The organism is Brucella sp. NBRC 12950 (assembly GCF_030268145.1).
Classification (GTDB): Bacteria; Pseudomonadota; Alphaproteobacteria; order Rhizobiales; family Rhizobiaceae; genus Brucella.
The window spans coordinates 66,549-84,862 of the sequence record NZ_BSQC01000006.1 but is presented as its reverse complement, the minus strand read 5'-3'; the positions used below and the strand labels follow the sequence as shown (position 1 = coordinate 84,862).

The window sequence follows — 18,314 nt, the reverse complement described above, 5'->3', positions numbered from 1 at the left end:
CGAGCGTCATTGCAGGCAGGCATATCGCGGAAACCCGCAATAAGGAAATATCGAAATGACCAGCCAAGATCGCGTGGCAAGACCCGGGGGCTTTGCGGCGCGTGATCAAGCCAACGACAGTCATGCTGGAGATCGGTCTGCACGCGCTCGCTTGGCTATTGCAATTCTTGCTGTTGCGCTTTGCATTACTGCACTGTTCAGCCTGACTGCGGGCGCTTCCGATGCCTCTGTTATCAGCGTTTTGCGCGAACTCGTCTTTGGAACACAAGAAAGTGCAGACGCATTCCGGCGTGATCATTTGATTATTATGGAAATTCGTTTGCCGCGCATCATCATGGGAATACTGGTTGGCGCTTCGCTTGCCGTGTCCGGTGCTGTTATGCAGGGCTTGTTCCGCAATCCACTTGCTGATCCTGGCCTTGTCGGCGTTTCCGCAGGTGCCAGCCTTGGCGCGGTTTCAATGATAGTTTTGGGTGGAACAGCTCTTTCTCCGCTTTATCTTTTGCTCGGTCTTTACGCCCTGCCTCTTGCTGCATTTTTTGGTGGCCTGATAACCACGCTTATCCTTTATCGCGTTGCGACGCGTCGCGGGCGCACGTCTGTCGCAACGATGCTTCTGGCCGGGATCGCGCTTGGCGCTCTAACAGGTGCTGCCACTGGCGCTCTCGTCTATATTTCTGATGATCGACAGTTGCGTGATCTTACCTTCTGGGGGCTTGGCTCGCTCGCGGGTGCGACATGGGGCAAGATCGGCACGGCTGGCCCGATTATCATGGTCATACTTTTTGCGACACCGTTTCTTTCGCGGGGTCTCAATGCGCTCGCGTTGGGCGAGGCAGCAGCCGGCCATCTTGGTATTCCTGTGCAGCGAATTAAAAACGTTGCAATCGTTACTGTTGCTGCGGCGACTGGTGCTACGGTTGCAATATCCGGCGGTATCGGCTTTATCGGCATTGTCGTGCCGCATATGCTGCGCTTGAGCATTGGTCCGGATCACCGCTACTTGTTGCCTTCCGCAGCACTGCTCGGAGCAATCATGCTTTTGCTTGCAGATGCGGTAAGCCGCACCATTGTTGCACCTGCCGAATTGCCGATTGGCATCATTACGGCAGTGTGCGGAGCCCCATTTTTCCTCTGGATATTACTGCGCCAGCGCGGCGTTCTTGATCTGTGAGGCGCGGAATGATCGAAACCAAAAACCTAAGTGTATCTATCGGCAATAAGCTGATCATAGAGAATATAAATTTTGTTGCGCGTCCTGGCGAGGTGACAGCAATTGTTGGGCCTAACGGCTCGGGCAAGACGACGCTGCTGCGCGCGCTTTCTGGTGATATTTCTCATACGGGTTCTGCATATCTGGATGGCGAGGATTTTGCAGGGATAAAGCCTTGGCGCATGGCCGCGCGTCGGGCTGTGCTGCCCCAAGCCAGCGCTTTGTCTTTTCCATTTACTGTTCGCGAGATCGTCCATATCGGTTTGACGGGTGGTTTCAGCGGCGTAACTGGTGCAGAGCAGGAAAAGTTGCCCGATCTTGCTTTGCAGAAGGTTGATCTCGCAGGCTTCAGCGGCAGGCTTTATCAGGAGCTTTCGGGTGGTGAACAGCAACGAGTGCAGCTTGCACGCGTCCTCTGTCAGGTCTGGAAGCCAGTCGTGGATGGAAGACCGCGTTATCTGTTCCTGGATGAGCCTATTTCGAGCCTCGATGTAAAGCATCAGATCACAGTTATGGAAATTGCACGCGATTTCGCAGCGGCTGGCGGCGGCGTTATTGCTATCCTTCACGATCTCAATCTGACTGCGATGTTCTCTGACAGTATCGCTGTCATGCACAAGGGCAAACTTGATACTATAGGCACGCCACAACATGCGCTGACTGATGATCGGTTGGAGCGGGTCTATGAATGTTCTCTCAGGGTCGGTGTGCCGCCAGCGCAAGGCGTGCCATTCGTGCTGCCACAATCGGCCTATGCCTCGGCAATCTAAAATGTTTGACACAAACAAAAAGGCTGAGAACCTGCCCGGTTCTCAGCCTTTTTCTATTCAACCAACCTGCAATTCAGCTGGCAACGCGTTCCACTTCGAGATCTTCATCAAGTCCGAGAAGCACGCGAACATTCGGACGCGCCTTAACCAGATCCGAGATGCTGTATTTCATCAATACGCCGAAGAACGCATTGAGTGCTTCACGCAGGGCTGAGTTGAGACCACAGCTATCGACAAGTGGACATTCTGTTGCGTCGTTTTCGAAGCATTCTGCCATGGCGAAGTTTTCTTCGGTCACGCGCACGACATCGAAAAGCGAGATATCCTTAGCGGCGCGTCCGAGACGCACACCGCCGTTACGGCCGCGAACAGTCTCAACCAGTCCGTTTTCCACAAGCGGCTGCAAAATCTTGAAGAGGAAAAGCTCCGAAACGCCATAAGCGCGGGCAATTTCCGGAACGCGGCTCAGTTTGCCGTCATTGGCGGCACAATACATAAGCATGCGAATGGCATAATTCGTCTGACGAGTAAGACGCATTGATTATTCCTTTCAGCACATCCTCAAGCCTTCCTGATGGGCCTACCCACGGAAAACTCTGCTGTTGGTTACGTCACAACCCCATCAGGCACCTCCGGAGCCCGGAGATTTCAGGGATATGTGCCAAGCGAGTGCATTCACTTCGAATCCACTTTAGAACTATTCTTAAAATATATGAAGTGTTTTCTCACCTTTAAAGGGCAAAAAAGCACATCATTTCATCACGTCATCGCGATTAGATAATAAGGTCAACACTTGCCTTACTGGCAAACATCAATCCATTCAGCCGAAACAAGCTCGGCCATTTTCTGGGGAGCGATCCGCACTGCACTGTTTGTAGCCCCGGCCGCCGGAACAACTTCGTCGAAATCCTTGAGCGACAAATCGCAGTAAACGGGTAGGGCACTAGGCAATCCAAACGGGCAAACACCGCCGACCGGGTGACTTGTTTCATTCAAGACGCTTTCTGCATCCAACATGCGCGGCTTGCTTCCGAACTGATCCTTGAACTTGCGATTATCGATACGCGCATCTCCCCGCGTTACAATAAGTATGGTCTGATTTTTCGCTGCAAATGACAGTGTCTTTGCGATCTGTCCCGGTTCCACACCATGTGCCTCGGCGGCTAGGGCGACTGTCGCCGTACTGGTTGGCAGTTCAATCACCGCGATTTCGGGTGCCTTGTCTGCGAAAAACGCCTTGACCGATTCCAGGCTCATACGTTCCCTTTTCTTTATGACTGTTATGCTCAAGTTTATGCTTCATCAACCTGAAGAGCAAGACTATCAGTCATTTAATCGAGGATGACATCAAGTGGCAGATTGACGCTGCTGTTTGATAACGATAAAGAGACGTTCACATCTGCTTCGTGCAGATGCGGAGGGGTGGCCGAGCGGTTTAAGGCACCGGTCTTGAAAACCGGCGTGCGAGAGATCGTACCGTGGGTTCGAATCCCACCCCCTCCGCCATTTTCTTTTTCAAGCGCATAAAAAGATTAACGTGACGAGAAGTCGTTAAACTCATCGTCTCGAACGAGCTTCTTCTGTTGGCTGCCGGTAGCGTGACGCCCGGTTTGGTAATTATTGCCAAACGTAGTGTCAAACTTCACTGGCATCCGGTTCTTCGGCTTTGCCACGTCCCACCTAGGCGCTCCCTGGCGATGAACCGCTTTTAGAATAGGAAATGATCAGTTTTCCTCTCGGACGCAATCGGCGATCCTCTTTCGCGGACGAACGCCTCAACTTAAACCATCTGATGGTGGTGAAGTGCTGGATAATTTCCACGGCCACTGTAAGGCTCCTCCCCAAAAAATCGGATAGATTTTGAATGGAGCCGGCAATACCGCGATCTTTGATCGATGCCTTGCCCAATTGCCAAGCACGCTTGGGGCCGCTCGTATACCCAATTTAAAATTGGTCACTGCCGCTTATTGGTGAGGCTGGTGTCTAGTTGCTCTATCGTGCCGCCAGTTGCAATTCTCATTGTAGTCATGCCCAACTATCCCCATCTATAAGTTGGGCCTTCTGTTCGCAGTAGGTGCCGCTGCATCGCGTTTTCAGGCATCACCCCCGCCGCGCGATGCGGTCGGGTGTGGAGCCCAACCACGATTAAACCGCATCCACCGTTTCTTCCATCCACCGATTTCTCGCTTCAAAGGTCATGCCTTCGGAACGCATGCATATTTTCCATTGCCTGAGCACCACATGCAAAGACCAGTCCCGCAGGCTGACAAGCATTGTGACATAGTCTGATACTGACAGTTTGGCTGCTTTGCGTCTGCTGGCTTTGCTGGTGTTCTCATAGGGATGATAGTTTTAGCCGGATGAACAGCTGGAAATGTGGCAGTGCTCTCAAATGTGATGTTTGAACCTGTAGAGGCCGTAGCTGCGTGTATTAACGACAGACAAATAGCAATGAGCAGTGACTGGGCATTCATGATGATCTCCTAGATATTTCTGAGGAGCCTCCCGTCCTTACACCATACGCCTGTTGTGGTATGAACACACACCCAAGTCTGTGGCGGGGTAACCGCACATATGCCAGCCTTAAACTCGTTCTACAAATTCTCTGACAGATCTATTCGACCGATAAAGCTTCGACGTGCATACAGACGCGCGGGAGAATCGGCATGATGCAACCGACGGGAAACAAGGTTTAAACAGCTTCCCGCACGGCGATTACCCAGTGAGCAAATATTTTGTGTTGAATGTTAAAGTGAGCGTGAATTAGACTTTAAGCTGGGAGCTTGCGTTTTCTTTCTTCTGCGCCGATCTGACTCCGCCACGAAGCGGGATTTAACGATGTCACGCGGCGAAACTCGCGATTGAAATTAGATTTCGTTTGAAAGCCCGACTCCAACATAATCATCGTTACTGACATCTCGGTTTCCCGTAGAAGTCGACAGGCCTCGGCAATACGAAGATCATTGATATATTGCGAGACATTCTTGCCTGTTAGCCGGTTGATACTGCCCGATATTTGTCGCGCGGGTAAACCGACCTTTCGCGCCAACCGAACAAGTGTCAGGTTTTCATCCAGGTAGAGCTTGTTCTGGGTGAGCATGTTTTCGACGCGAGCCAAAGTATCTCGGTCCTGCTCAATCTCATTCTTATCGATGATGCGTTCATTGCAACTGAAAATATTTGGCTTGGATCGACTTGCAACCAATGCGGTTATGCCTACGAACAAAAGTCCGAGCACATTGGCGTTACTCACAATTAGCGCCGAATTTCTGCCGTTTGCCCATCCGAAATCCATCAGAATTGCAAAGTCGAATAAAGCGGAAATGCATAGTGAGACAGCCGCAATTATCAACGCTCGATGAGCGGAAATCGCACTGTCAAATCGTGCTTCATCCAGAGCATCAGGCCCGGCCCATGCAAGAGTAAGCAGGGCAATAGAGAAACCAACGAAGAGAATGATCAAGGCGACATCTAAAAATATAGGTGCAATGAGCAATATGAATATTGTTGTTACCGGGAAAACTGCAACTTTCCAGAGATTTCGATCGCTCAAACATTTGCTATCATTGTGAACGAGGCTTCGAAAGCTAACGTAAATGAGCGGAGGCAGACAGCTTGCAACAACCGGCATGAGATAGCGGACTTCCTCGACGCCGTACCCCCAGCGCACGCCAACCGCGGCTGATTGCACCGCACACAAAGCGACCAATAGCTGAAACGGATTTCCTGCAGTCGCTCTGCCCTGGTAGCGCCACATGGCAACCAGAAGAATAAACTGCAGTAGAGCAACGACAAAGGGCAATGGTACGAAGAGCAAAAGCGTTCTCGCTATCAAAGGGCGGGCTATCGCCAATTAATGATCTATATCGCGATTCTGGACGACCTAAATCGTGATTGAGAACGCCAGAACTGAGGAGATTTGAAAAACCTGGCTCATCTTGCAAACACGGAGATACAAGATGAGTAACATTCGTTTCATTTGGTCCGGCATCGCGCTCTGTGCGGCCCTTTTAAGTTCTGCTGTGATGGCTGCAGAGGTGGGCGTTCGCACCATTGAAGTGCCTTCTGTAATGCGGGGGCAAGAACTGGCAGTAACGATCTGGTACCCCACCTCAGGGGGAGGCAATCCTGAACTCTTTGGTGCCGATAGGATTTTTAAGGGGACAACTGCGTCGAAAGATGCATCATTTGGAGTTAATCGTTTTCCTCTCGTTATTCTCTCGCATGGTTCGGGAGGGCGTGCTGAAGCTATAAACTGGCTTGCAACGGATCTGGCCAAGGCGGGCTTTATCGTTGCCGGACCTAACCATCCGGGCACGACATCAGGCGACTCGCTCCCCGCTGAAACGCCTAAACTGTGGAAGCGAACTAACGATCTTTCGACCGTTATCAGTTATCTCACTGAGCGCGCAGACTGGAAGTCTCACATCGATGCAGAACGGATCGGGGTTGTCGGATTTTCGCTTGGTGGTGCCGCGTCAATGAAACTTGCTGGCGCTCGCATAAATCTCGATGCTTATGCCAAATATTGCGACACTTACACGCAGTGGGATTGTGCATGGTATGCCGGTGGTCGCGGCTTTGCCAATATGGAGCCGATATCAGTGCCAAAGCTCGATTTACGCACTGTTGATCAAACGGCCTTTGAGCAGTCCAATCTTGATGAGCGCGTCAAAGCCGCGGTGCTTGTCGATTCAGGGATGGCTCAAGCCTATGACGAAGATAGCCTCAAGAATATCAAAATTCCTTTGAGTTTTATCAACTTGGGTAGTGAAGGTGAGGTGCCATTGTCAGTCAAAGCCGATGAAGTGGCAGCGTTGGTACCGGGTAGCTCTTATCTCACTGTTCGAGGAGCGGATCACTTCAGTTTTCTGCCCGAGTGCAAGGAAGACGCGCGCGCTTTCCTCAAGTCGGTGGGGGAAATCGATCCGATTTGCGAGGAAACCAGCAGATCGCGGAAAGATATCCACGCCGAATTATCGAATTTAATTTCATTGAGTCTTCAAAGAACACTCAAGCCTTGAGGTCTTGGTCTGACAGGCGTTATCAGTTTATCCGGCTTCAATCTACCGCAGGATGCTGATTGGAGACAGCGGGCGAGGCAAGTCCGCTGGCACCACCACGCAAATGTGTCATTTCATCGAAAGCACGTTGCGCAATGGCCCATGTCAAAAATAACAGGCACATCGCCAGAACGGCGGTGACAACAGTATCCGGTTTCATGGAATTAATCGTCCTGTGACGTTGATCTCGCATATGGGGCGAAAAACAGCAAAGGACAATAAATAATAAAGCATAGCTGGCATGCGATTGATGGTCTGAGCCTAGTAATTAAAAGCTGAATTCTATCGTTGTTCTTTTACTTAATGAATAGATTTTCAGCTTTTTCTGCGTTCGCGAATGGCTCTCACCCAAGTGTTGTTGAACATGATCACACCGACAATCAGCGCGACCAAGCCAATAGCCATCATGCCAAAAGCGACGCCCTGATCACCGAACTGTTGATATAGCCAGCCGGTTCGCTCAACGGTTTGAGCTGGTTTTCCCAGACGTAAAATCCCCTGCACGAGGGCGCCAACACCAACGATCAACAAAAGTACACTACGGATCATGAGGCAGTCTCAGTCTGATTATGCGTATTGCGGTAGAGAGATACAGCTATAGCCTTTGCGGCTCAATATTATGACGCTGCTGGAAAACACCTCGGAAAAACTGGAGCGGGCGAAGGGATTCGAACCCTCGACCCCAACCTTGGCAAGGTTGTGCTCTACCCCTGAGCTACACCCGCTCGCGCCAGTCTTCTCTGAGAGAAGTCGTTTCCGTTAGGCAGGCGGTATATGAACCAACGGAATCCGGATTGCAATAGGGAATTTCATGTGTCGACTAAGATATTTCAAAAGATTCACAGGCTTGTTCATTTTCGAGTTTCATATCACCACAATCTTGCCAGGGTGTTTAGCGCTTGCGGCGCGAAATGCTGATGATTGATGCAAAAGCCGCGAATCCGGCAGCAACAAGCAGGATGCGAGGTATGTTGTTGATGCCCCAATGCGAGAGCAGGAATGCTACGAATGCAGCACCAAGTGACTGACCAAGCAAGCGCGCCGTTCCAAGCATACCGCTTGCAGCGCCACTTCTTGAGCGTGGGGCCGACGTTATAATCATGCGATTGTTTGGAGCTTGAAAGAAACCAAACCCGATGCCGCAAATCGCCATGCGCCAGCAAATATCCACCACGGAAGGTTGTTCTGGCAGCGTTCCGACCAGTGCAAGCCCGGCAGCGAAGAACACAAGCCCAACCAGACCGAGCGTGGCAGGCGAATATTTGTCCGAGAACTTGCCCGATAGCGGTGCAACGATGGCCAGGGCAATCGGCCAAGGCATCATCAAAAAGCCAACCTCGATGGGTTGGAAGCCATAAACGTTCTGAAACAGGAATGGCAGCGATATGAATGCCATCATCTGTGCGAGAAAGGACATGATTGAGGTGCAGAGCGACAGGCTGAACACTGGGATACGCAGAAGATCGAGCGGCAGCAACGGGTTGGTTGTCTGCATTGAGCGCCGTATCAGCCATGTTGCTGCGACCGCGCAGCCGATTGCCTGTAAGGCCAGAAATGTCGAGCTGACGCCATTGCCTGCACTATCAATGACTGTAATGAGCAGGCCGAGCGTGAAGGCAGTGAGGATAGCACTCAGATAATCAAACCGACGTGATGAGAGTTCGTTATAGGGCAGGCTTTTCAGTCCCATAACGACAGCCAGAACACCGAGCGGAATATTGATAACAAAGAGCCAAGGCCATGTGAGCGAATGCAGGATGATACCTGCCAGTGTCGGACCTATGGTCGAGGAGAGAGCCACGAAAAGCGCATTCAAGCCAATTGCCGTACCTAGCTTTGCTTGCGGCACCGTATAACGAAGCAATGCTGCATTAACGCTCATCAGACCTGCTGCACCAAAGCCTTGTATGATGCGGGCTACCGTGAGTGCTTCAAGTGACCGCGCAAAAACGCAGGCAATTGATGCAAGTGTGAAGAGCGACACGCCGAGCAAATAGACGCGACGGTAGCTATAGATCTCGCCCAAAGCTGCAAATGGCAGCAAAGTGATAACGATGGCGAGCTGATATCCGTTCACGATCCAGATGGAAGCAGCTGGTCCTGCCGAAAAATCAGCCGCAATGGTGGGAAGCGCGACATTGGCAATAGTACCGTCGATAACTGCGAGTGTGAGACCGACCATCAGGGTCGCCCACGACCAGTAAATTCTTGGCTTGGGCAAACCGTCCTGAATTGTGGACTTGTTCGGCTCTATAACTGCTTCGTGCTTCATTCAATTGACCAGTAATGCGGAATTTTAAGCAACCTTAACCCTCATGGGAAGGGCAGTAAGTCATCTAGCTCAGAATTGCCCGCAGAACATAGATCGAACCCGCATTATTGCGTCAGGTAACGCTATTGTGTGCCGCTTTCGGCAGGAAACGCCAGATTCATCACATGCGCGTAATGGCGCGGATTAAAGCTCAGATAGAGCGGACAGATGCTTGCAACCAGAACCAGATGCATGATCCAGCCCGAGGCAAAGTTTCCGGTTAAATTGTGTAGCAATGCCGTTGCCACTGGACCTAGAGCTGCGATCAGAAAGCCGCCACCTTGCATCATCGCGGCCAGAGCGCCTGCTTCGTGAGGCTTGGGCAGATGATCAAGCGAGGTAATCATGGCGAGCGCAAAGCTGCCACCAAGACCTGCGCCGCAGATCGCGGACCAGAAATAAGGTGAGAGCTGCGGTGCAAAAGCCAGACCAGCAAAACCTGTCGCTTGCATCGCCAGTGTTAAGAAAAGCCAAGGGCGACGATCAAGGCTATGTCTTGCAAGCAGCGGCAGGCCAAAGGCCGACAAAGCCTGCGCGATTGCCATGACGGCGACCAGATTGCCGGTTTCTGCAGCTTCCAAACCCAATGATTGATAGTAGGGCGCAAGCCAGGCCACCATAGATGAGTATCCTGCGTTGACAAGGCCGAAAGCCACCATCAGTATCCATGTTCGTGGGCGACGGAGCAACTTTCCGGTGATGCCGGATTTTGAACCAGAAGACGCCGTTTCTTTAAGAATTGGAATAGCAGTAAGCAACGCAAGCACTGCAGGAATTGCAAGAACAGATAGGGCGAGACGCCAGTTGTGTTCAGTGCCCGCAAGCCAAGGTGTGAGACGTGCACCAAGTGCGCCACCCCCCATAATCATTGCGGAATAAAGGCCGGTAATAGCTGCAATACTTGCTGGGAAATTTGCTTTGATCAGGCCCGGCATCAGCGCCTGTATCATCGCAACGCCTGCGCCGCACAGAACAGCGGTAAGCGCGAGAGAAAAACCATCTGGCACGAAGCCCCGCAAAACAGAACCCAATGCAAGAATGATAAGTGCTGTGAACATGCTGCGGCGCGTGCCAATTATCGACTGAATGTGTGGTGCAATGAATGCGCCAAGGCCCATCAGCATCATGGGAAGGAATGTTAGCAGAGACAACATGCCAAAGCCCATTCCGGTATCTGTGACAATATCGGAAAGCACTGGTCCCGGTGCGGTCAGGAATGGCCTTAGATTAAGGCCAATCAGAACAATGAGAGCGATAAGGGCTACGGGTGCGGCTTGTGTGCCGCCATTGGCTTGCTGGGTCTGCATGATAAGTTCAGTCTTTTATTTCTTCTTTTCCTGCCAGCGCCGATAAAGTGCTGCATCATCGTCTGGCGAACAATGTTCAAAGTGAACGCCAGTCTGTTCTGTCACAGGCTTGGCCAGTTCCGAGGCGACTTTTGCTGTCGAAAGACCGAACGGTTCAGCCTGCTCGTTGGAATAGGCAAACATGATTTTATTGACGCCGGACATCCGCATTGCAGCGAAACACATAGGGCAGGGTTGGCCGCTCGCGTAAACGCTGCAATCATCCAGCCGAGGCGACTGCAAAACCTTGCCTGCGGCGCGCAATGCGAGAAGTTCCGCATGGGCAGTCGGATCGCAATCGGCCTGCATACGATTGACGCCGATGGCGATAATCTTGTCAGCTTTGACGACAACGGCTCCAAAGGGACGGCCGCCAAGGTCGACATTGTCGAATGCAAGCGCGATTGCCTTTTGCAAAAACTCCTGGTCGTTGCTCATTTGCCGCCTGCTTTCTCGAGCATCGCAACCATGGGCGCAAAGCCGCGCTGGCGCGCATGCTGCAATGGCGTAACGCCATCATTGTCCGCGAGGTTCACGTCAGCACCTGCATCAATCAGCAGTTTTACGATATCAACGTGGCGCTGACCGCCATCGCCCAGGATCACAGCCTCAAGCAAAGCCGTCCATCCCAGATTATTGACGTGATCAACTTTCACACCTGCTTCAATCAGCGTGCGCACGGTTTCAACATGCCCCCGTTCTGAAGCGGGTATGAGTGCCGTGCCGCCAAAGCGATTTGTGCTTTTAAGGTCGGCACCATGCGTAAGGGTGAGTTTTAGTATTTCCAGATGTCCGCGTGCGCCTGCGTAAAGATAGGGACTGTCCTTGATCGCATCCTTTGCATTCACATTGGCGCCAGCTTCGATCAATGCGCGGGCAACATCGACATGATTGGCGTGTGTGGCCGCAAGAAGCGCTGTTTCACCAGCAGTGCCTTTGGTTTCAAGATCGACGCCTACCTTGATCGCTTCTTTAACCGCAGCAAGATTTCCCGCTGAAGCGGATTGAATGAGCGCTGTTTCAGCGCGTGCGACGGCATGGCTGCCCGGTAAAACTGGTTCGGTCATGACTATTGTCCCTGCAATCAATGCCAAGGCACCCAAGCTGAATATTGTTTGACGCATCGGCGGTGCTCCTTATTCGTTGCTAAAATAGTTGCAATAAGACATATTTAGAAATTAAATGTTCAACTGGCATTCATTCGAATTATGAATACAATATTCAACCTTGATCTGTTGCGTGCTTTCGTGGCTGTCGTCGACAGCCGCAGCTTTACGGCTGCAGCGCTGCAGCTGCATTCGACGCAATCCACGGTCAGCCAGAAAATTCTGCGCCTTGAAGAAGCTGCCGGACAATCGCTTCTGGAGCGGGCAAGGCATGATGTTCGGCCAACCGATGCGGGTGAAAAGCTGCTCGGCTATGCGCGGCGGATGCTTCACCTCCATGATGAGGCTGCTGCTGCCATGACCGGCAGTGCGCTCACGGCAGTCTTTCGCCTTGGTCTGGCAGAGGATTTTGCTTCGAGATTGGTGACGCCGACGCTTGCCGCATTTTTGCGCGCGCATCCTAAGATGAAACTTGAAGTGACGAGCGGGTTAAGCCGCGAATTGCAGAAAGGTTTTGAAACGGGCGAGTTTGATCTGGTCATGATCAAACAAAAGCGCGGTGAAACGCTTGGCACCATGCATTGGCCCGAACCATTATCCTGGTTGGAAAGTGCTGATTTTCCAGTTTCAGACGCCGATCCACTGCCCCTCGTCGCATTTCCGCCCAATGGACTTTATCGGAGTGACATGATGGAAGCGCTCGACCTTATTGGCAGGTCGTGGCATGTCGTTTTCACCAGTTCCAGTCTCGCCAGTGTTCAAAGTGCGGTTGCTGAAGGACTGGGCGTCAGCTTGTTGCCTGCGCGAGTCGCGTTGCCCTCGCATCGCATCGTTCCCAAAGAAGCCGCATTACCATTTGTAGAGCCGATGGAAATCGTCATTCAACATATGGAGAACGGCCCGGATCAAATGCGGCAGCTCGTGCAAATGCTAGCCGATATTGTGAGTGAATGATCGATTGTTGCTGTAATCGTCAGTTTTGATGTGACTCATTGCGTCAGAAGCAATGAATCTGTTTGACTCTATCGCAAACGCGGTGTTTTTGCCTGTTGATAGCGCTACAGAAATGCCGACAGGATAGCTCCAGCACCTTCATCTCAAAGTTCCCTTCGTTTGCTGCAATTACCAGACGGCACGGTTTTTGCTTGTTGCAGACGGGAGGCACTTTACGGGAATACGACAATGTCCAACACCACGATCACGCATAACGACGGAAATACGCTGTTTCCGATCGTCCTTTCCATCGTTGCAGCTGCTGCAACCGGCGTTCTCTGGGCCTATGCCAATCCGATCCAGCTCGTTCCGGGCGTGATCCAGTGGCGAATTTTTGCATTTCTGCCACCGCTGGTCGGCATTCTTCTGGGCCGCAAGAGCGGATTTATCTGCGGTTATCTCGGCACAGTCATCTGGTCACTCCTGGCAGGCACGTTCATTCCCGCGCATTCGCTGATCATTGACGGCATCATGGTCGGTCTTACAGGCCTGATCCCGGGCATGTTGTTCGATCCTAAGACGACAACGTTTAATCGCATAACGCTGATTAAAATTGCAGCAACCTGCCTTGTTGTTGGCCTCTTGATGGTTGCCGCCGTTTCGGCCAGCTTGGCTTATCTCGGCATTTTCCCATACTGGTGGGCGGTAATGTATCTTGGCCTTTCGGACATCGTTCCGATGCTGATCGGTACGCCGCTACTGGTTGTTCCAGCCCTCAAGATTCTCAAGGGCGCTCACCCGTCCGGTTTCACACGTTTCTGATAGAGAGCAGTAAAAGTGCTCAAACTACAGAATGTAAAAGTAGGCTTTGGCGATTCCGTTCTGGCAATCGCCGAAGCCAACCTCGAAATTCGCGACGGCGAACGGCTTCTGGTTTGTGGCGCGGGCGGCAGTGGCAAAACCACGCTGCTCAACGCTGCATCGGGCATCGTTCCGCGCCTGATTACCCCACAAGTCTTCGATGGCGAAATCTCGCTCAATGGCAAGCTCATGTCTTCCATGCCGAAGGATGAGCTGTTTAGCACAATCGGCGTCGTTTCGCAGAATGTTGAAGATCAGCTCTGGGATCTGAGCGTTGAAGATCTGGTCGCCTTTCCACTTGAAAATCGGGGACTTGCTAAGGATGCTGTTCGTGCTCGTATCGATGAGCTGCTCGGTGAGCTTGAGCTGAACGCATTGCGAGGGCGGCGCGTATTGACGCTTTCGGGCGGTGAACGGCGCATGGTGGCGATGGCTGCGGCACTTGCGGCCGAGCCGAAACTGCTTGTGCTTGATGAACCGACAACCGGACTTGATCCTGCAGCGCGTCAGCGTCTTGTACGGGTTCTGAAAAAGCTTGGTGCAGAAATTCCAGCTTTGCTGATTGCGGAGCAGGACCCTGCATCACTGCAGGCCGTCGTCACCCATATCGGTCTGGTTAAAGACGGTAAGTTAGCGCCCGTCGTGCCGCTTGCATCGATCATCAGCGATGCTGCTGCGTGGGAAGATGCGGGCGTTCTGCCACCAATTGCTGCACGCAAACGTCTGACGGATGCGAAGAGCGGCGGTGAAGTTATTGTTTCTGTTTCTGGAATCAAGACGCAGCTTCAGCGCCGGGACGGCCAGCCGGTTCTGGAAAACGTGAATTTCCAGATCCGCGCCGGTGAAGTCGTCGCTCTGATCGGCAAAAACGGTGCGGGCAAAACCACGCTGTTTCAGTCGATCCTCGGGCTTCAGAAAATTGCAGCAGGCTCAATCATCATTGGCGGCGAGAATGCCGACAAGTGGACGGCCGCAAAGCGTGCCCGCTCGGTTGCCTACCTGCCGCAGAACATGCGCCGCATCCTGTTCAACATGACTGTGCTGGAAGAAGTGGTCTTTGCGATCACCGCCGCGACCCGTGCAGCAAAGGACGATGCAGTGACTGCTCGCGCAACGGCCTGCCTGCAAAAGTATGGACTTGGTGGCCATGAGGAAACCAACCCATTTGCACTTTCGTCTCGTCAGCAGGCTCTGCTAGGCCTTGCCTGTGCGGAAGCAGCAGGCGCTTCGGTTGCCATTCTTGATGAGCCGCTTTTGGCACGCGATCTCAATGGTCGTCGAATGCTGGAACTGTTCCTCGAAACGGCGCTCTCCGAAAACCGTGCGGTCATGTTGATCTCTCACGATCTGGAACTCGTGGATGACGTTTCTTCCCGCGTCATGATCCTGGATCGCGGCCATGTCACCTTTGACGGTGATGTGGATGCATCCTGGGATTCCGATGCCTATCGTGCGCTGGGCTGGCCCAAGCCGCGTGTTGTCGAAACAGGAGAAGCAGCATGAAAATCTTTTATGATCTGAACTTCTTCGTAAAGCTCGCAGCGGCATTTCTGGTTATGCTTGCGGCTTGGCTCGTGCCGGGTTGGAAATACGGTGTGCCACTGGCGCTGGTCACGGTCGCCTTTCTGGTGCTGGTTAAGGTGCCGGGCCTGCGTGGCTATCTCAAAGGTGCCATGCTTCTGACACTGCTTGTCATGGCAAGCTGGATTCTTAATCTCGTTCTGCAAGGTGTTGCTTTTGTTGATACTTTGCCGATTGCAGCCGGTATGGCTGCGCGTCTGGTGACCACGACTGCAGCTTTCTATTTCGTGATGGAAACCAGCACGCCCGGCTCTATTTTGGCTGCTGCCAGTGCTGCACGTCTGCCGCCCATGGTGACACTCGTTTTGTCGCTCACATTCGGCATTATTCCGATGCTGCGCGAGGATTTCGAGCGTATTGCGGATGCTCAGCGCGCACGCGGAATGGAAATTGACGATGTTTCCTTCCCAATGCGTCTGCGTTTTGCGCTGGCGCGCGGGGTGCCATTGCTGGTTCAGGCGATCCGCATGGCTCATGCAATTTCACTGTCCCTTGCCATTTATGGCTTTGACACCAAGCGCAAGCGTACGACATGGCGTAATGTCGGCCTGCTGGTCGAATCGAGACTTAATCCCAAGGATGCAAAACGATGACTGAAGACAGCGCGAAACTCTCTGGAAACGGTCAGGTCTGGACCGTCGATGTAGCGGGCCGCAAGGTCGATCTGCCGATTGTGCCGATCAATCCGAATTTCGCCATTTCGTTGATGATGGTCATCGATCTTGGCGTTCGTTTTGGCGAACATACAGGCAAGGCACTGGCGGAAAAGCTTGCGCCGTTGAAGCCGGATGTGATTGTTGGCGCTGCGACACTTGGCATTCCTGTTGCGATTGAAGTCTCGCGTGCTCTTGGCCTTGATGACTACGTTATCTTGCAGAAATCGCCTAAGATTCACCTTGGTGATGCACTCGTGCAGACGATTTCTTCCATCACCTCTAAAGGTGAACAACGCCTGCTCCTTGACCGTCAGGCAATCCCGCTTCTTAAAGGAAAACGCGTTGTCGTGGTGGACGATGTCGTCGCTTCCGGATCGAGCATCAAGGGCTCGGCAGAGCTGGTGCGCAAGGCTGGCGGTGAAGTCGTGGGGATTGGTGTAATTCTTACTGAAGCCAAGGATTGGCAGGACGTGCTGGGCGAAGATGTGAAGCTGCTTCACAGCCTCGCGCATATTCCGCAGTTCGATAATCAGGATGGCGAGTGGAAGCCGATACCGGAAAGCTTCCTCTAGATACAGCGAGCATTTGGGCTCTCTCCGCCTATAAATGGCATTCGCGACTGCGTTCCCGGTACTCACCTACCTTAAGCACGCTGCGCGCCTGATCTCGGATACGACCGTTTTCGGCTCAACATATCTACAGATCATGCAGCCTCAGACACTTTAAGAAGACGCCGCGCTCGTCGCGGCGTTTTTGCATTTTCGCCTTGTTTCGGCTGATGGATGGTATCCAAAATGGTCCTTCGTCAGCACGCATAAATCCTTTCAGAAAGCGCGACGAATTTTAAATTGACTGATTTTGTATCCAGGATATTCTGCTCAGAAAAGTTGGGAGGCTTTTCTTTTGGCGGCTTTTGAATGGCGCAGTCAGACCCGTTTGCTGGACGAAGTTGCGGAAGCACTTCGTGAGAGAATTTATGCGGGCGTTTATGCGCCGGGTGCCATTCTCCGGCAAGAACATATCGCTGCCGAATTTGGCATTAGCCGCACACCATTACGGGAAGCTTTACGTGTTCTGGAACGTGATGGGCTGGTTATCCACCTGCCGGGCAGGGGCGTTCGTGTAGCCTCCGCTGATCTGACGCGTCTGATTGATGCTTATGCTGTGAGAGAAGTTCTCGATGGTGTTGCTGCGCGTTTTGCGGCTGAACGCGCAACAGATGAAGACATTGCGAAGCTGCGTGCCCACGTTGCCGGGCAGGCCACGGTTGTCGATCAATGGGATCCGAAAGCGTATACACAGACGAATGTCGATTTTCACATGGCGGTGATGGACGCTGCAGGTAATGCCTCGCTGATTGCCTTCGTGCCGCTGCTACGCATGACATCACAGGTTTTCGCGCCGTCTTTTTCTCTTTCGGTTGATCGAGCACGCGATGCAATCCGCGAACATGGAGCAATTGTTGAAGCCATCGCCTCGCGCGATGGGGAAGAGGCTGAGCGGCTGGCGCGGTCACATATCCGCGTAACCACGGCAAGACTGGAGGCGGAAATGCCGCTACAGGAGAATGAAAATGAAGCGTGAAAATATCCGGGCATGGCCGTGAAAAAGGGTTTTGAGGCGCTCTACGGATTTGCCTCACTGAAGACGATTTCCGTGTGCCACGGTTGAAATTAGAATTCGGGAGAATTGCAGTGTCGCTTGAAGGTAAGGTCGCGCTCATCACTGGAGCAGGTTCGGGGTTTGGCGAGGGCATGGCAAAGCGCTTTGCTGACGGTGGAGCTAAGGTCGTCATTGTCGACCGCGACAAGGCAGGGGCAGAGCGCGTCGCATGCGAGATCGGTGATGCGGCACTGGCTATCGCTGCGGATATTTCCAAGGAAGCACATGTTGATGAAGCGGTAGAGGTAGCATTGTCGAGGTTCGGTCGGGTCGATATTCTCATCAACAATGCTGGCATCGGCCATAAGCCGCAAAATGCTGAGCTGGTTGAACCGGAAGAGTTCGACCGCATTCTTGGCGTCAATGTGCGTGGCGTTTATCTGATGACGCGCAAGCTCATCCCACATTTTAAGAGCAATGGTGCCAGGGGAGAGGAATGCGTCATTCTCAATGTCGCTTCGACTGGCGCAGGTCGTCCGCGCCCGAATCTCGCTTGGTATAATGCGACCAAGGGCTGGGTGGTTTCGGTGACCAAGGCGCTCGCTATCGAACTCGCACCAGCGAAGATTCGTGTAGTTGCTTTGAACCCGGTTGCGGGAGAGACACCACTTCTCACCACGTTTATGGGCGAGGATACCGAAGAAATCCGTAAGAAGTTCCGCGATTCCATTCCGATGGGCCGCCTGTTGAAACCTGGTGATTTGGCTGAAGCTGCGGCTTTCCTTTGCTCACCTCAAGCCTCTATGATTACCGGGGTTGCGCTCGATGTAGATGGAGGGCGTTCGATTTGAGAATTGATAAGGGGAGCCAAA

General features: G+C 52.6%; 19 protein-coding genes and 2 tRNA genes. 11 read left to right on the top strand and 10 right to left on the bottom strand.

Annotation, left to right across the window (positions count from 1 at the left end):
• Positions 1-55 precede the first annotated feature (55 nt).
• Complete coding sequence (locus tag QSJ70_RS11680; protein ID WP_285536567.1) at positions 56-1,174, top strand: FecCD family ABC transporter permease; 1,119 nt, start codon at positions 56-58, stop codon at positions 1,172-1,174.
• A gap of 8 nt (positions 1,175-1,182) precedes the next feature.
• Positions 1,183-1,983 (top strand): heme ABC transporter ATP-binding protein, encoded by an 801-nt coding sequence (locus tag QSJ70_RS11675; protein WP_285536565.1) that lies wholly within the window; start codon positions 1,183-1,185, stop codon positions 1,981-1,983.
• Positions 1,984-2,056: 73 nt separating this feature from the next.
• Here the strand turns inward: QSJ70_RS11675 and rirA are convergent, their stop codons facing one another.
• Together rirA and QSJ70_RS11665 are read right to left on the bottom strand one after the other, a co-directional pair.
• The gene (rirA, locus tag QSJ70_RS11670) at positions 2,057-2,521 is read right to left on the bottom strand and encodes an iron-responsive transcriptional regulator RirA (RefSeq protein WP_285536563.1); all 465 of its coding nucleotides are present in this window, start codon (positions 2,519-2,521) and stop codon (positions 2,057-2,059) included.
• A gap of 260 nt (positions 2,522-2,781) precedes the next feature.
• Complete coding sequence (locus QSJ70_RS11665) at positions 2,782-3,240, bottom strand: YbaK/EbsC family protein (protein WP_215778663.1); 459 nt, start codon at positions 3,238-3,240, stop codon at positions 2,782-2,784.
• A gap of 159 nt (positions 3,241-3,399) precedes the next feature.
• Between QSJ70_RS11665 and QSJ70_RS11660 the strand changes: the two genes are divergently transcribed.
• Positions 3,400-3,489, top strand: a tRNA-Ser gene (locus QSJ70_RS11660).
• A 1,264-nt stretch (positions 3,490-4,753) separates the two neighbouring features.
• Here the strand turns inward: QSJ70_RS11660 and QSJ70_RS11655 are convergent.
• Positions 4,754-5,800: a helix-turn-helix domain-containing protein gene (locus tag QSJ70_RS11655; protein WP_285536560.1), complete on the bottom strand. Its 1,047-nt coding sequence runs from the start codon at positions 5,798-5,800 to the stop codon at positions 4,754-4,756.
• A gap of 142 nt (positions 5,801-5,942) precedes the next feature.
• On the opposite strand from QSJ70_RS11655, the gene QSJ70_RS11650 reads away from it, so the two are divergent.
• Positions 5,943-7,007: an alpha/beta hydrolase family protein gene (locus tag QSJ70_RS11650; RefSeq protein ID WP_285536558.1), complete on the top strand. Its 1,065-nt coding sequence runs from the start codon at positions 5,943-5,945 to the stop codon at positions 7,005-7,007.
• A gap of 37 nt (positions 7,008-7,044) precedes the next feature.
• Here the strand turns inward: QSJ70_RS11650 and QSJ70_RS11645 are convergent, their stop codons facing one another.
• The 7 genes from QSJ70_RS11645 to QSJ70_RS11615 form a co-directional block, all read right to left on the bottom strand.
• Positions 7,045-7,206: a hypothetical protein gene (locus QSJ70_RS11645; RefSeq protein ID WP_215778690.1), complete on the bottom strand. Its 162-nt coding sequence runs from the start codon at positions 7,204-7,206 to the stop codon at positions 7,045-7,047.
• 155 nt (positions 7,207-7,361) lie between these two features.
• Positions 7,362-7,595, bottom strand: a complete 234-nt coding sequence (locus QSJ70_RS11640) for a hypothetical protein (RefSeq protein ID WP_215778692.1) — start codon at positions 7,593-7,595, stop codon at positions 7,362-7,364.
• Between the two features lie 101 nt (positions 7,596-7,696).
• A tRNA-Gly gene (locus tag QSJ70_RS11635) sits at positions 7,697-7,771 on the bottom strand.
• Between the two features lie 167 nt (positions 7,772-7,938).
• Positions 7,939-9,318, bottom strand: coding sequence for an MFS transporter (locus tag QSJ70_RS11630; RefSeq protein WP_285536556.1), 1,380 nt, complete (start codon positions 9,316-9,318; stop codon positions 7,939-7,941).
• 122 nt (positions 9,319-9,440) lie between these two features.
• Positions 9,441-10,664: a cyanate transporter gene (locus QSJ70_RS11625; protein ID WP_285536554.1), complete on the bottom strand. Its 1,224-nt coding sequence runs from the start codon at positions 10,662-10,664 to the stop codon at positions 9,441-9,443.
• A gap of 15 nt (positions 10,665-10,679) precedes the next feature.
• Positions 10,680-11,141: a nucleoside deaminase gene (locus tag QSJ70_RS11620; protein WP_215778697.1), complete on the bottom strand. Its 462-nt coding sequence runs from the start codon at positions 11,139-11,141 to the stop codon at positions 10,680-10,682.
• Complete coding sequence (locus QSJ70_RS11615; RefSeq protein WP_285536552.1) at positions 11,138-11,770, bottom strand: ankyrin repeat domain-containing protein; 633 nt, start codon at positions 11,768-11,770, stop codon at positions 11,138-11,140. The genes QSJ70_RS11620 and QSJ70_RS11615 overlap by 4 nt, the downstream gene beginning before the upstream one ends.
• A 141-nt stretch (positions 11,771-11,911) precedes the next feature.
• On the opposite strand from QSJ70_RS11615, the gene QSJ70_RS11610 reads away from it, so the two are divergent.
• From QSJ70_RS11610 to QSJ70_RS11580, 7 genes are all read left to right on the top strand, one after another.
• On the top strand, positions 11,912-12,763 hold the full coding sequence (locus tag QSJ70_RS11610) for a LysR family transcriptional regulator (protein WP_215778700.1): 852 nt from the start codon (positions 11,912-11,914) through the stop codon (positions 12,761-12,763).
• A 228-nt stretch (positions 12,764-12,991) separates the two neighbouring features.
• Positions 12,992-13,564 (top strand): aminotriazole resistance protein, encoded by a 573-nt coding sequence (locus QSJ70_RS11605; RefSeq protein WP_215778702.1) that lies wholly within the window; start codon positions 12,992-12,994, stop codon positions 13,562-13,564.
• Positions 13,565-13,579: 15 nt separating this feature from the next.
• Positions 13,580-15,106, top strand: coding sequence for an ABC transporter ATP-binding protein (locus QSJ70_RS11600; RefSeq protein WP_285536550.1), 1,527 nt, complete (start codon positions 13,580-13,582; stop codon positions 15,104-15,106).
• Complete coding sequence (locus QSJ70_RS11595) at positions 15,103-15,777, top strand: energy-coupling factor transporter transmembrane component T family protein (protein ID WP_215778712.1); 675 nt, start codon at positions 15,103-15,105, stop codon at positions 15,775-15,777. Before QSJ70_RS11600 ends, QSJ70_RS11595 begins: the two co-directional genes overlap by 4 nt.
• Positions 15,774-16,412, top strand: coding sequence for a phosphoribosyltransferase family protein (locus QSJ70_RS11590; protein ID WP_285536549.1), 639 nt, complete (start codon positions 15,774-15,776; stop codon positions 16,410-16,412). Before QSJ70_RS11595 ends, QSJ70_RS11590 begins: the two co-directional genes overlap by 4 nt.
• 331 nt (positions 16,413-16,743) lie before the next feature.
• Complete coding sequence (locus QSJ70_RS11585) at positions 16,744-17,424, top strand: GntR family transcriptional regulator (protein WP_285536548.1); 681 nt, start codon at positions 16,744-16,746, stop codon at positions 17,422-17,424.
• A gap of 110 nt (positions 17,425-17,534) precedes the next feature.
• Positions 17,535-18,293, top strand: a complete 759-nt coding sequence (locus QSJ70_RS11580) for a glucose 1-dehydrogenase (protein ID WP_215778716.1) — start codon at positions 17,535-17,537, stop codon at positions 18,291-18,293.
• Positions 18,294-18,314 lie beyond the last annotated feature (21 nt).

Excerpts from the sequence above, each read along its gene's own strand:
- QSJ70_RS11680 (WP_285536567.1), top strand. The coding sequence starts at position 56 with ATGACCAGCCAAGATCGCGTGGCAAGACCCGGGGGCTTTGCGGCGCGT.
- QSJ70_RS11675 (WP_285536565.1), top strand. The coding sequence starts at position 1,183 with ATGATCGAAACCAAAAACCTAAGTGTATCTATCGGCAATAAGCTGATC.
- rirA (WP_285536563.1), bottom strand. The coding sequence starts at position 2,521 with ATGCGTCTTACTCGTCAGACGAATTATGCCATTCGCATGCTTATGTAT.
- QSJ70_RS11665 (WP_215778663.1), bottom strand. The coding sequence starts at position 3,240 with ATGAGCCTGGAATCGGTCAAGGCGTTTTTCGCAGACAAGGCACCCGAA.
- QSJ70_RS11650 (WP_285536558.1), top strand. The coding sequence starts at position 5,943 with ATGAGTAACATTCGTTTCATTTGGTCCGGCATCGCGCTCTGTGCGGCC.
- QSJ70_RS11645 (WP_215778690.1), bottom strand. The coding sequence starts at position 7,206 with ATGAAACCGGATACTGTTGTCACCGCCGTTCTGGCGATGTGCCTGTTA.
- QSJ70_RS11640 (WP_215778692.1), bottom strand. The coding sequence starts at position 7,595 with ATGATCCGTAGTGTACTTTTGTTGATCGTTGGTGTTGGCGCCCTCGTG.
- QSJ70_RS11630 (WP_285536556.1), bottom strand. The coding sequence starts at position 9,318 with ATGAAGCACGAAGCAGTTATAGAGCCGAACAAGTCCACAATTCAGGAC.
- QSJ70_RS11625 (WP_285536554.1), bottom strand. The coding sequence starts at position 10,664 with ATGCAGACCCAGCAAGCCAATGGCGGCACACAAGCCGCACCCGTAGCC.
- QSJ70_RS11620 (WP_215778697.1), bottom strand. The coding sequence starts at position 11,141 with ATGAGCAACGACCAGGAGTTTTTGCAAAAGGCAATCGCGCTTGCATTC.
- QSJ70_RS11615 (WP_285536552.1), bottom strand. The coding sequence starts at position 11,770 with ATGACCGAACCAGTTTTACCGGGCAGCCATGCCGTCGCACGCGCTGAA.
- QSJ70_RS11610 (WP_215778700.1), top strand. The coding sequence starts at position 11,912 with ATGAATACAATATTCAACCTTGATCTGTTGCGTGCTTTCGTGGCTGTC.
- QSJ70_RS11605 (WP_215778702.1), top strand. The coding sequence starts at position 12,992 with ATGTCCAACACCACGATCACGCATAACGACGGAAATACGCTGTTTCCG.
- QSJ70_RS11595 (WP_215778712.1), top strand. The coding sequence starts at position 15,103 with ATGAAAATCTTTTATGATCTGAACTTCTTCGTAAAGCTCGCAGCGGCA.
- QSJ70_RS11590 (WP_285536549.1), top strand. The coding sequence starts at position 15,774 with ATGACTGAAGACAGCGCGAAACTCTCTGGAAACGGTCAGGTCTGGACC.